Source organism: Natronosalvus vescus, from assembly GCF_023973145.1.
GTDB classification, from domain to species: Archaea; Halobacteriota; Halobacteria; order Halobacteriales; family Natrialbaceae; genus Natronosalvus; species Natronosalvus vescus.
Genome location: NZ_CP099546.1, coordinates 1,332,053 through 1,344,368, shown reverse-complemented (window position 1 = coordinate 1,344,368; position 12,316 = coordinate 1,332,053). Strand labels below are relative to the sequence as shown.

Genomic DNA, 12,316 nt, shown 5'->3' with positions numbered 1-12,316 from the left:
TTATCGAACGGGCTCCAGCCGAAGCTCCTTGCGCAGGGTAGCGTCACAGGACGGGCAATCGAACTGATAGTACACGTGACGTCCTGACGCAGTCACCTGCCAGCCCCCATCCTCGGTGGTGAATCCACACTGCGTGCACTGTCGGTCGGCACGATCGAATTTCTGGCGCAGGCGTTCGAATGGGGATCGGCTTCTGGAGAGAGACATGTGTTACCATACAACTCGGCCGCCCTTAATTCCACTGTGTATTAGCAGACACGACTGTTCACCCGCGTGATAGTCGGCACAGATTTACTACCGTTCCCTACCCTTGTAGAGTATGAGCGAGTCCGACACGGACCGATCCGGACGTGGGGCCGCTGCCGCACTCGAGCACGTCGTCGATCCGGTCGTGGCAGTTCACGATGAGACGGTCGTCTTCGCGAACGATGCGGCGAGGCGCGTCTTCGGGTTACCCGACGACGTCGTCGGAACGTCCCCTGGGGACGCGTTCGACGAGCACTGGGAACGGTTGGCCAGCGAAATCCAGGAAACGATGCTTGGAACCGTCAGACACGTCCCGCTCGACATAGATGAGTACGACGCACGTGTTCACCGAGGAGAGACCGGCGTCACCATCGTCCTCCAGCGGTTCGAGCCGACCGAACCGGTCGACGTCGACCGGGCAGTGAAAACGCGAGCAATCGACGAAGCGCCGATCGGTTTCTCGCTCTCCGACCCGGATCTCGAGGACAACCCGCTCGTGTACGTCAACCCGGCCTACGAGGAGCTCACGGGATACGACGCCGCCGACATCGTCGGTCGAAACTGTCGGTTCCTTCAGGGGCCTGATTCGAGCGAGACGGCCGTCAAGTCGATGCGAACGGCCATCGAGAACGAACAGCCAGTCACCGTCGAGGTCAGGAACTACCGGCAGGACGGCACCGAGTTCTGGAACGAAGTGACGATCGCACCGGTCAGAGACGAGCAAGGCACCGTCACCAACTTCGTCGGCTTCCAGAACGACGTCACCGACCGGAAGGAGGCCCAGCTCGCCCTCGAGGAACGAACGGCAGAACTCGAGTACATCCTCGAGCGCGTGGAGGGGTTGATCCAGGACGTAACGGCCGCCGTTACCGGCGCGACGACCCGTTCGGATCTCGAGACGGCAGTGTGTGGGCGAATCGCTACCGACCCTGCCTACGAAGGTGCCTGGGTCGGTGAGCGCGACCCAGCGAAGGACACCGTAGCGGTGCGTGCGAACGCCGGTGTCGAACCGGCCACCCTGTCGATGGCGGACGACCACCCGGCCGCTCGAAGCCTCCGATCGGAAGCGGTTGCAGTTGCAACGCTCGAGGGACGGACGCACGCCGCGTTCCCGATAACGTACAACGGCATCGAGTACGGAACGCTGGTCGTCTGTAGCCCGGAGGAACGTGAGGTAGACGACCGCGAACGACTGATCCTCTCGGCGCTGACGCGAGCGGTTGGGAGCGGGATCAACGCCCGCGAGACGAGTCGAATGCTCGCGACCGACTCCGTCGTCGCCGTCGACATCGAAATCACCGACCCGGCCCTGCCACCGGTCGCGATCAGCGCGGACACCGGCGGCACCCTCGAATATCGCCGCTCGGTGCACCGAACCGGCGACGATACGGCCTCGTTGTTCACCGTGACTAACGCCAGCGTCGAGGCACTCGAAGCCGCCGGAGATGCCCTCGAAAACGCCTCACTCGAGATACTCGTCGACCGGGACGACCGAACCCTCGTCGAACTGCAACACCACGATGACATCGTCCGCTGGCTGTCAGATCGCGGGGTGGTGGTGCAGTCTATTGACACCGCGGACGGCAGCGCCCGGCTCACCCTCGAGATTCCTCAGTCAACGAACGTCCGGAGCGTCGTCGAGGCGGTCGAGGCCCGGTATTCGGGAACAGACATCATCTCGTTCCGACAGCAAGAACGAAGTGGAGCCAGTCAGGAGGAGTTTGCAGCCAGCCTCGAGGCGGATCTCACCGAACGACAGTTCGCGTCGTTACAGCGGGCCTACCTCGGCGGCTACTTCGAGTGGCCGCGGCCGACAACGGGGGAAGAACTCGCCCAGTCGATGGGGGTATCGAGACCGACGTTCCACGAACATCTCCGAACTGCTGAGGCGAAACTGTGTCGAGCGTTTTTCGGGGACGACTGAGCCATCCGAAACGGTTTCACTCACGGAAAAACGGCGAGCCAGGTGGTCACGACTGTCGTCGAAACCGCTCCGATTCGTCCCGGATTCGTGTGTGGGTCTATGCTGTTTGATGGATGGGACGATCCTCGAGCGAAGATCCAACAGTCCGCGAGAGGCCAAACGTGAGAAGAGCCTCACTTACTTCTGGCTAGTCACGCCTTAGCCTCAAAAATCAAATACGACGGTCACAGGCGTTTATATGTGGCTCTGTGGTAGGTGCCGTCGCATGCTCGACATTCCGCTTCAAATCGGTGGCGGCGGCTTCCTGTACTGGGCGATAGTGTTCTTCGTCCTGGCGATCATCGCCGCCGCCGTCGGTGCCCGTGGCGTCGCCGGTATCAGCATGGAGATCGCTCGCATCTTCGTGTTGATATTCATCATCCTGGCAGTCGTGGCACTGTTGCTATAGACACCGCCGTTTCTCGGTTCGAGGTGTCTTCGGAAGTGGTCACGCAGTGGTACCGATCCCGTGCATATAACCCACCGCGTCGATTCTCCGCGTGCACCACTGCGTGATTCTCCGTGTGCGACGCTCTGCGGAACTCGCCACGTATGACACTACGATCGATTCCCCTCGAGCGACAGCAGTTGCTCTTGCTCGATCGGAACGCCGACGAACCTGACGACACACAGTTACGAGGTCGAATCCGGGTGAGCGTGCTTGCCAGTGCGGTACCTCCTGTGGATCTTCTGACCGTGGGAGCGTCCCCGACACACCGCCCTGTCGCAGCTGTCGTAACCACATGTGGTTACGGTAATGTGGGAACGCCTAACAGGCTTCACAACGAATATAATGAACAGGGTTTACCATGACAGAACTTGGCGGTTTTCAAGATCGGGTTGCTCGCATCGACCTCTCCGATGGGTCGGTTGGCTACGAGTCGATCGACGACGAGGATGCGAAAAAGTACATCGGCGCGCGTGGGCTCGGCGTGAAGTACGTCTTCGAGCAGGGGGCTGACGTCGACCCGCTCGGCCCGGACAATCTGCTCGCGTTTATGAACGGGCCGCTCTCTGGCACGCAGGTCACCATGTCCGGCCGAATTGCCGTCTGCACCAAATCACCGCTGACGGGGACGGTCACCGACAGTCACCACGGCGGCTGGTCGGGCGCTCGGCTCAAGTGGGCCGGCTTCGACGGTCTGCTCTTCGAGGGCCAGACGGACGACCCCGTCTACGCCTACATCGAAGACGGCGAGGTCGAACTTCGGGACGCCACCCACCTGTGGGGAATGGGCGTCCACGAGACGCGCGACACGCTCGAGCAGGAGGTAGACGGATCCTACGGGAAGAATCTCTCGATGATGGCGATCGGGCCGGGCGGCGAAAACGAGGTCAAATACGCCTGTATCATCAACGAGGACGACCGGGCCTCCGGCCGGGGCGGTACCGGCTGTGTGATGGGCAACAAGGGACTGAAAGCGGTCGTCGTCAAGTCGACGACGAAGATGCCCAAGCCAGCCGACGCGGAGACGTTCAAAGAGGGTCACCAGCAGGCAATGAAGGCGATCACCGAATCGGACGTCACCGCCCCCAACGAGGGCGGTCTCTCGCTCTACGGGACGAACGTCCTGATGAATATCACCGAGGAGATGGACGGCTTGCCGACTCGCAACGGCAAGTACACCTCCACGGGCTCGATGCGCGACGATTTGGACGTCGACATCGACGCCGAACGTGTTTCGGGGGAGAACGTCCGCGAGAACATCCTCGTCGACGAACCGACGTGTCACTCCTGTCCGGTCGCCTGCAAGAAGGAAGTCGAAGTCCAGGCGATGCACAAGGGCGAGGAGATGAACGTCCGGATGGAGTCCTACGAGTACGAGTCCGCGTTCGCCCTCGGCCCCAACTCGGGACACACAGACCGCGACGACATCGCCCTCATGATCGACCGCTGTAACGACATGGGCATCGACACCATCGAAGCGGGCAACATGATGGCGATGGCGATGGAGATGACCGAGGAGGGCAAACTCGAGGGCGTAGGCGAACTCGAGTGGGGCGACTCCGAGACGATGATCGACATGATCGAGCGGATCGGTCGCCGCGAGGACGATCTGGCCGACCTGCTGGCCGAAGGCGCCCGCCGCATCGCCGAGCGCAAAGGCGCCGAAGACAACTCCTTAGCTGTGAAGGGCCAGACGATCCCGGCGTACGACCCACGCTGTATGAAGGGGATGGGGATCGGCTACGCCACCTCGAACCGCGGAGCGTGTCACCTCCGCGGATACACGCCAGCAGCCGAGATTCTCGGCATTCCCGAGAAGGTCGATCCGTACGAGTGGGAGGGCAAAGGTGAACTCACCGCGGCCTTCCAGGATCTCCACGCCATCAGCGACTCCTTCGACATCTGCAAGTTCAACGCCTTCGCCGAAGGCATCGAGGAGTACGTCCTCCAGTACAACGGTATGACCGGCCTCGACGTCACCGAGGACGAGCTGATGGAAGCCGGCGAACGCGTCTACAACCTCGAGCGCTACTACAACAACCTCGCCGGCTTCGACGGCAGCGACGACTCACTTCCCGCCCGCTTCCTCGAGGACGGCATCCGCGGTCAGGGGGCGAGCGAGGGCGAGTACTGCGAACTCGAGGAGATGAAAGCCGAATACTACGACCACCGCGGCTGGGTCGACGGCGTCGTCCCGGACGAGAAACTCGCGGAACTCGGTATCGACCTCGGCCCGGGAACCGGCGTCTCGGCTGGCGATTCACCGGCACCGGCCGACGACTGATTCGAGGACGCCTTTTTACGTTTTGAGTCGGCACGCGAACCGATCCAACAGAGTGGCTCGCTCGAGCGACTCGCTAACAGATCGGCTCGATACGAGGCGCTAGCAAATCGGCTCGCTCTTGCCGTAGACGGCGAGAACGACCGCCGTCGCGTACCCCTCGACCGTTCCCGAAACGGTCTCGACGCGCACCTCGGGATCGTCGAACGCCCAGTCTCGGAGATCTTGTCCGGCATCCAGTCCCTCGAGGACGCGCGCCTCGACGCTTTCAGAGTCTTCCTCGCCAGCAGTTTCGTAGAACAGACCGGGCCCTCGGCCGTGATCCGATTGCACCCACGCGAGGGCAGCACTGGCACTCCCCACGCTGGCGGTCGTCGCGCGTGCCTCGACGACGGTGAGTCGGTTACCGATCGAACCCAGATTGGGAGCCGTCCCGACGGGGTCGACGTCGGCGTCGGCGGGGATGACGGAGGAGACGGTAACGAGGTTGTAATTTTCGACACCCGCATCCGCGAGTGCGGCGTCGTAGGAGGCCATCTTCGTCGGCGCGGTCGCCGACCCCCAGACGACTCGAATCGTGCTCATACCACTCGGTCGGTGATCGGCAGCGTAAGGGCTTGCGATTTCGATGCCCGTAGATCGGGCCTCGACTCACCGTCTCGTCGGTCGAACCGACGTCAGTCCCAGCTTCTACTGATTCGTTGAGATTCCGAGACACTCGATCGGAGGCGGTAGACCTCGAGTACCTCGACAGTTCCACGACTCACTATCAGTCGAAGAAGTAGTTCGCCGTCGTCACGATTTCGGTGTCGCCGGCCTCGATCTTCTCGAGGGCGGCCTCGAAGTCCGCGTGTTCGACCGTGGTTCGGTCGTCGCGGATGGCGAACATCCCGGCCTCCGTCGCGAGGGACTCGATTTCGGCTCCAGAGAAGCCTTCGGTCGCCTCGGCGAGGTCGACGAAGTCGACATCGTCCTCGACGTTCATGTTCCGGGTGTGGATCTGGAAAATGCGTTTTCGCCCCTCGATGTCGGGTTCGGGTACCTCGATGAGCCGATCGAATCGGCCGGGTCGGAGGATTGCACTATCGAGCATATCGAAGCGATTCGTTGCCGCGATGATGCGGATGTCGCCGCGTTCGTCGAACCCGTCCATCTCCGAGAGGAGCTGCATCATCGTCCGCTGGACTTCGGCGTCGCCGGAGGTCTTCGACTCCGTCCGTGTGGCGGCGATAGCGTCGATTTCGTCGATGAAGATGACGGCGGGTTCGCGTTCGCGGGCCATCTCGAAGAGATCCCGAACGAGTCGTGAACCCTCGCCGATGAACTTCCGGACGAGTTCGGAGCCGGCCATCTTGATGAAGGTGGCGTCGGTCTGGTTGGCGACGGCCTTCGCGAGCATCGTCTTCCCGGTCCCCGGCGGCCCATACAGGAGCACACCGGCGGGTGGTTCGATACCGACGTTCTCGAACAGTTCGGGCTCGGCGAGTGGCTGTTCGACGGCCTCGCGAACCTCGCGAACCTGGTCGTCGATGCCGCCGATGTCGTCGTAGGTGACGGTGGGCTTTTCGGTAATCTCCATCGTCTGGGCGCGGGCGTCGGTTTCGGCCGACAGAATCCGCTGAATCCCGAAGGAATCGTTTACTGCGACCCGGTCGCCCGGATCGAGATCGTCTACCATCTCCGTCGTGACCTCGGTGAGTACTTCCTGGTTGTTGCCGTGTTGTTTGACGACGACTTCGGTTCCCAGACAGTCTTCGACGGTCGCGAGGTACAGCGAAGAGCTTTTGAGTACTTCGTTTTCGCGTTCGATGCGAGTGACGTTCTCACCAAGGCGCGTTCGCCGCTCGTGAGCGGCGTCCAGCTGTGCAGCCAGTTGCTCGTTGGCGTCGGCTAGCTGCACGAGGTGTTCTTTGAGCGCCTCGAGCCGTTCATCGTCGGGGAGATCCGGATCGATCTCACGTGTCGGCGTATCGGGGAGCGACGGGCTTCGAGACATCCTGACAACCGAGCATACCTGCCGACGGTACATCTGCCTTTGGGTTCAGGAGACCATCAACCCCCTTCCGCCGGCGTTCACGTCGAGGTGTCAGCCACTCTCCTCCGCTCTCCCGCCGCGTCTTTTATGCGGTCGGGCGATCCTTCCCCTGTATGGCGACGGGATTGATTACGGACGACACGGCCGACCGGATCGTCACCACCTGCCGAACCACCGTCGGCGACAGCCTCCGCTCGGTGACGTACTTCACCCGCGACGACTACGAACAGCTCTACTTGCGGGGCGACCTCGAGCGCGACGCCGACCTCACGAGTTTCATCGGTCACGAGTGGCGCGGCTTCAAGACGACCCAGACCGCCTACGAAGGCTCAGAACTCGGTGATTACAACTACACGATTCGAGTCTTCGACAACGGGTTCCTCATCCGCGTGACAACCGATCGGGAGGGCGTCTTCGTCACCACGGACGGACTGACGATCAAGGACTTCGAAGAAGTTGCAACAGCGCTCGACACGTTCCTGGGGGGAGGCGATATCGATTAATCGTCTGCGGTGACTGCCGGCCGATCCGTCGATTCGGTCTGCTCACCGATCGGGAGCCCTGAACCGTGTTCACCATCTGTACCGAGCAAGCGAGCGAAGCGACGTTTTTCTGCAGCGTATTTATCGAGTGCCATACCACCGACTCATGGGGGAAACCGTTGTAGTTATACGTCTCGTAAACCGCTTAACCAGGAATTATACACCGAAACCAAACAGCCACCGATGGTCTTGATTCGGCGAACGATCGCCTCTCGTTTATCCGGCCTCGTCCGGCCCCCCATCCAGCCTCGAGTGGAGGCGAGAACGTAACACCCTTTTTCGTGACGAGCCTCATTCGATCAATGACAGCGTTACCACCGCCAGTCGACGACGCCCTGGAGGGCCACGAGGCGTTCACACCGATCGACGACGAACACGCCTACGCACTCGAGACGACGGTGTTCGAAACGACCGTGACGGCCACATCCGCTGACGGCGAGCGTAACGGCGAATTCACCGTGACCGTCGTGATGCCAACGCTCGATGCGGCGACCGACGACGACGTCGCCCCCGTCGTCGAAGACGGCTGGTTCGAAACGTTCGAGCGGCGACTCGAGGACATCTTTTCGGTCGCACAGACGAGCACGCACGACACTCCCCGGATCGAGCGGGATCTGGCCGCGGGCGAGGTGCGTGTGATCCTCGAGTACGTCGCCTGGGATGCCACCGAGGGGGTCGACGACGCCAAGACCCTGATCGAGTACGTGGAGGGAACCTACGCCCAGGGCATTATCCCCGGCTACAGCTATCGCGGGTCGGCTGCCGCGTTGCTCACGAATGCCCAGCAGGCGGGCCGTGAGGCGGAAACGGGTAGCAGTGGGCCTCGAGATGAAGGTTCCGGCCGAAGCGACCCGCGGTTGTGAGCGTCAGGGAAAGTTCGTCCACTGTGTACACGTGGTATCGGCCAGACAGGGACACCGAACTATCGGATGCCTCAACCTGGTGAATCAGGTCTCGGGCGAGTCGAAAATCGGCCAGCGTTCGTATCGAACGTAAAGGCGTCACAGACGCAAAGGTATCTTTGTTATAGTAATATTCTACAATTAACGTAATATAGGGGTGGGAAGAGCCCACACACTGTGAACGCCTCGAGGCATCAATCCATCGCGATGTACGTTTTCGTCTCAGTGACGCCTTCCAGGCTTTGCACCTCACCGGAGGCGGCGTGCAAGACATCGTACACCTCGGGAGCATCGACTTCGGCGATGATGTCGTAGTTACCGGCGACGATGTGGGCACCGGTCACCTTCTCGAGGCCGCGGATGTCCGCGAGCAGTCCCTCCGACTTCCCGGCGGCGGTTTTCACCATAATGAACGCGTGAACCATTTCGGAGGTGTGGTACTCCCTGACACGACTAAAGTGTTTGCCCGCCCGTCGGGGTCGTGCGCAGATACTCCCTCGAATACGCTGACCAGTACCCCCGCCAACACGGCCGCTGCGCCGTGGCCGAAACCCACCCGGGGCGGGACAGTCACGAGGACAGGTTTTTCGTGGTCGGCTACACAGTCGAAGTCGATGAACAAGAAAGGACACGTGCTCAACGCTGTGCTGTTGAGCATCGGGCTGGCATATCTCATCGAGCCAGCCGGTGACGAAGCCACCTTCGCCACCGTGATCGAAATTGGGGTGCCGGTAACCCTGGGAGCCCTCTTTCCCGACGTCGACACCGCCTTCGGTCGCCACCGCAAGACCCTCCACAATCTGCCGATTTTCGTCGGATTTGCACTGTTTCCGTTCTACTTCGGCAACCTCGAGTGGGTCTGGCTGGGCGTGTTGACCCACTACATCCTCGACGTCGCCGGGAGCAAGCGCGGCATCGCGCTGTTCTACCCGGTCTGGAAAAAGGAGTTCGGACTGCCTGTCGGGGTCGCGGTCTCGAGCAGACAGTCCGACCTGGTCACCGTGTTGGTCACCGTGGGCGAACTGGTGATCGCCGCGGCCATCCTGTACGAAGCCCATCACTGGGTGACCGAACCGGCCCAGCGAGCCATCGGACTGTAAGTGATCGATCCGTGAGCGACGCAGATACCGAACCGTTAACCGTCGACGACGAACTCCTCGCGCGAGCGCGCATTCACGCTCGAACCGTCGACATCGACGTCGACTGGGATCACCTCGAGTGGGCGGTGTCCGCCCGAGCGAAGCGACGCGCAGGACTCTGCCGGTGGGAGCACTCTCGCGAGGTGGCGACGATCGTCCTCTCGCGGGCGGCATACGAGGCCTACGAGTGGGAGACGTTTGCGTCGGTCGTCCGCCACGAACTGATCCACGCCTGGGAGTACCAGCAGTTCGGCGAATCCGGCCACGGGGAGCGATTTCGCCGCGTCGCCGCCCGTCTCGAGGCACCGCGTCACTGTCCCTCGTTCACCGAGCCTCGGTACGTCCTCCGGTGTCAGAACGAGAGCTGTGACTGGCGGGCGACCCGCCACCGAGCCTCGAAGCCCGTGACGACGCCCGAACGGTACCGGTGTGGTTCGTGCGGAGCGGATTACACGGTCGAACACAGCGACAGCGGCCGCACCTGGACGTGCTCGAGCGGCTACGGTGGGGTAAAAGCGGCTCTCGGCGAGGAGTGGTAAGCGGGGGAGCGGTCGGTGAAGGCGGCGCCCGTCACCGACTGGTAGCCGAAACGTCGGGCTAACTCGAGATCCACGCAGCCAGCAATATGCGAGCGACTCAGTCGTCCGTTTGGTCTGCGTCCAGCGAACCGTCCGTCAACCGCTTCGCTCGCAAGTACCGTGCCCGATAGCGATTCGCGCCGTCGTAGACGTCCGCTTCCCGAATCTCGTCGACCCGGCCATCCGCGACGGCGTCCACGATTTCGGCCAACTGGTTCATCTCGCTCGTCGTCAACTCGAGTTCCCACGTCTTCTCATTCTCGGACTCGAGGATCGTCCACTTTCGAGCCGCGGCGATGACCAGCGAACACGGTTCCCGGCAGGGGAACTCGCCGTCGCCACCGGGTGTCGATAGCTCGTCGTCCTCGTCAAAGTGCCACTTCCGGCGCTTCAGACACTGGGAGTCGACACAACAGGCCTCGGTCACCCACTCGAGGGCCTCCCGCGGCAGTTCGTCGATCACGTCGTAGATGCCGCTCTGGCGCTCGGCCGTCTCGATCCAGTGGTCGACGTCGAGTCGTCCCCGCTGTTCGCGGTGCCAGTTGGCGATCGTCGCGGGGTAGATCGCGCGAATCGTCTCGACGAACTCGCTGCTCGAGAGGTCGTCGAAACACCAGCCCGATACCAGGCTGGGTGCGGTCTTCAGCGGCCGGTAGCGACCACGGTCGTCGTAGGTGACGAGGTCGCGGGCCTCGCGCGGATCATCGTATCGCTCGAGGCCGTCGAGCGGTTCGGCGCTGTCGTCGACGTGGCGGATTTCGTAGACCCGGCCGCCGGGTTCGCCGCGCTGGTCGATCTCGGCGTCGGCTAGTCGCGTCCGCAGCTCGAGTTCGCCCCAGTGGCGCACGACGCCGGACGCGGACTCGAGAGCGTCGTGGCGTTCGAGCAACACCGAATCGGGGTCGGACGAGTCGTCACTGGCTCCACCGTCGGTATCGAACGAGGCACCCTCCGCCCAGCGTAAAAACGCCCGTCTGGCGGTTCCCTCGCCACCGACCGTCCGCTCCCAGAAGTGCCAGTTGGTGACGTAGGGGGCCGCAGACTCGAGCGCCGCGGCCAGGTCGGCCTCGGTGAGTCCGTCGTGGGCCGTCTCCGGTGTCTCGAGGACGTAGCCGTCCTCGTCCTGACCGATACGAAGGCCGTCGAAATCGATCGCGGTGGTGGCGTTGTCGGTCTCGCGAACCGCCTCGAGGACGGCCTCGCCTACCGCATCGGTGAGTTCCAGTTCCGAGCGCATCCCGTCACGCTGTCCCGGCATCGATCAGTCACCCGTCGCTGGCGTGCCACCGGTTCGTGCCTGTACCTGCTCGAGCGCGTCGCCGAGTTCCGCACCCGCGTCGGCAGCCCGCTCGAGAATCACGTCGGCCATGAACGCTTCGGTGCCGACTGCGCCTGCGTACCAGATCCGCTGGCCGTCGACCTCCCCCGGGATGTCCCACCCCTCGCGGAAATCGTCGGTCAATCCCATATCCTCGGGGATGTCCTCCTGGGTGTGAAAGCCGTCCGCGACGAACAGCGGGACGACGACGATGTCCTTGGCGTCCGTGTAATCGGTGACGTCGTCGATTTCGGGTTCCTCGTCCATGTACAGCGCCTCGACCTCGTCGAATCGATCGAGATCTCGAATGCGCTCTGTGTGGTACTCGATTGCCTTCGCGGAGTTCTCGTTCCGTTCGGTGCCGTGTCCGACGACAGCGAGGCCGAACCCCTCTCCAACGTCACTGTCACCGGTGACGGTCTCCGCTCGCTGGACGATGACGTCCGTCATCGCGTCGTGCGTCCCGACGGGGCCACAGTAGTGGACGACCTTCTCCGCGTCGCCAACCGCGAGTGACACGTCGCTGGCGTCGGTACCGTCCGAGTCCCACAGGTCGGGATCCCAGCCCTCGAGGCGGAGTTCGCGGGGTATCACCTGTTCGGTGAAGTACCCCTCGCTGATGAACAACGGGACGACGAACACCTCGTCGGATTCGACGGTGCGAATCACCTCCCGAAAGTGTGGTTCTTCCTTCCAGAACGCTTCGCGAACTTCGTCGAAGGCACCCGTATCACGGATCGTATCCGCATGGTCGTACGTCGGCTGTGCTGACCCCGGATTCAAGTGTGAGCCGTGTGCCACGATGACCAGCGCTTGCATAGATGAGGGTTGGGGCGGCGGCGGTTTATCGACTTCGCTGTCGGA

The 12,316-nt window shown here is 62.5% G+C and carries 14 protein-coding genes; 7 read left to right on the top strand and 7 right to left on the bottom strand.

Annotated elements, in window-relative coordinates; genetic code table 11:
• A complete protein-coding gene (locus NGM68_RS06470; protein WP_252700826.1) occupies positions 1 to 207 on the bottom strand; it encodes an HVO_0649 family zinc finger protein in 207 nt (68 codons plus the stop codon).
• Positions 208 to 319: 112 nt separating this feature from the next.
• On the opposite strand from NGM68_RS06470, the gene NGM68_RS06465 reads away from it, so the two are divergent.
• The 3 genes from NGM68_RS06465 (at position 320) to NGM68_RS06455 (ending at position 4,941) form a co-directional block, all read left to right on the top strand.
• A complete protein-coding gene (locus NGM68_RS06465; RefSeq protein ID WP_252700825.1) occupies positions 320 to 2,170 on the top strand; it encodes a bacterio-opsin activator domain-containing protein in 1,851 nt (616 codons plus the stop codon).
• 265 nt (positions 2,171 to 2,435) lie between these two features.
• Positions 2,436 to 2,618: a DUF1328 family protein gene (locus NGM68_RS06460; RefSeq protein ID WP_252700824.1), complete on the top strand. Its 183-nt coding sequence runs from the start codon at positions 2,436 to 2,438 to the stop codon at positions 2,616 to 2,618.
• Positions 2,619 to 3,018: 400 nt separating this feature from the next.
• Positions 3,019 to 4,941 carry an aldehyde ferredoxin oxidoreductase family protein gene (locus NGM68_RS06455; RefSeq protein ID WP_252700823.1) on the top strand — a complete coding sequence of 641 codons (1,923 nt, stop codon included), beginning with the start codon at positions 3,019 to 3,021 and terminating at the stop codon, positions 4,939 to 4,941.
• A 99-nt stretch (positions 4,942 to 5,040) separates the two neighbouring features.
• Here the strand turns inward: NGM68_RS06455 and NGM68_RS06450 are convergent, their stop codons facing one another.
• On the bottom strand, positions 5,041 to 5,523 hold the full coding sequence (locus NGM68_RS06450) for a pyruvoyl-dependent arginine decarboxylase (RefSeq protein ID WP_252700822.1): 483 nt from the start codon (positions 5,521 to 5,523) through the stop codon (positions 5,041 to 5,043).
• Positions 5,524 to 5,707: 184 nt separating this feature from the next.
• Positions 5,708 to 6,934 (bottom strand): proteasome-activating nucleotidase Pan2, encoded by a 1,227-nt coding sequence (gene pan2 / locus NGM68_RS06445; RefSeq protein WP_252700821.1) that lies wholly within the window; start codon positions 6,932 to 6,934, stop codon positions 5,708 to 5,710.
• Between the two features lie 152 nt (positions 6,935 to 7,086).
• Here pan2 and NGM68_RS06440 point away from each other — a divergent pair, with 152 nt between their 5' ends.
• Positions 7,087 to 7,476, top strand: a complete 390-nt coding sequence (locus NGM68_RS06440; protein ID WP_252700820.1) for a DUF7522 family protein — start codon at positions 7,087 to 7,089, stop codon at positions 7,474 to 7,476.
• Here the strand turns inward: NGM68_RS06440 and NGM68_RS06435 are convergent.
• Entirely contained in the window at positions 7,473 to 7,610 is a 138-nt protein-coding gene (locus NGM68_RS06435; RefSeq protein WP_252700819.1) for a hypothetical protein, read from the bottom strand. The genes NGM68_RS06440 and NGM68_RS06435 overlap by 4 nt on opposite strands.
• Before the next feature lie 207 nt (positions 7,611 to 7,817).
• Between NGM68_RS06435 and NGM68_RS06430 the strand changes: the two genes are divergently transcribed.
• Positions 7,818 to 8,378, top strand: coding sequence for a DUF5813 family protein (locus NGM68_RS06430; RefSeq protein WP_252700818.1), 561 nt, complete (start codon positions 7,818 to 7,820; stop codon positions 8,376 to 8,378).
• 233 nt (positions 8,379 to 8,611) lie between these two features.
• Here the strand turns inward: NGM68_RS06430 and NGM68_RS06425 are convergent, their stop codons facing one another.
• Positions 8,612 to 8,842 (bottom strand): Lrp/AsnC ligand binding domain-containing protein, encoded by a 231-nt coding sequence (locus NGM68_RS06425; protein WP_252700817.1) that lies wholly within the window; start codon positions 8,840 to 8,842, stop codon positions 8,612 to 8,614.
• 189 nt (positions 8,843 to 9,031) lie between these two features.
• Between NGM68_RS06425 and NGM68_RS06420 the strand changes: the two genes are divergently transcribed.
• Complete coding sequence (locus NGM68_RS06420; RefSeq protein WP_252700816.1) at positions 9,032 to 9,517, top strand: metal-dependent hydrolase; 486 nt, start codon at positions 9,032 to 9,034, stop codon at positions 9,515 to 9,517.
• Between the two features lie 11 nt (positions 9,518 to 9,528).
• Entirely contained in the window at positions 9,529 to 10,095 is a 567-nt protein-coding gene (locus NGM68_RS06415; protein WP_252700815.1) for a SprT family zinc-dependent metalloprotease, read from the top strand.
• A gap of 97 nt (positions 10,096 to 10,192) precedes the next feature.
• Here the strand turns inward: NGM68_RS06415 and NGM68_RS06410 are convergent, their stop codons facing one another.
• Positions 10,193 to 11,392 (bottom strand): DR2241 family protein, encoded by a 1,200-nt coding sequence (locus tag NGM68_RS06410; RefSeq protein ID WP_252700814.1) that lies wholly within the window; start codon positions 11,390 to 11,392, stop codon positions 10,193 to 10,195.
• Positions 11,393 to 11,395: 3 nt separating this feature from the next.
• Positions 11,396 to 12,271, bottom strand: coding sequence for a CbiX/SirB N-terminal domain-containing protein (locus NGM68_RS06405; RefSeq protein ID WP_252700813.1), 876 nt, complete (start codon positions 12,269 to 12,271; stop codon positions 11,396 to 11,398).
• Positions 12,272 to 12,316 lie beyond the last annotated feature (45 nt).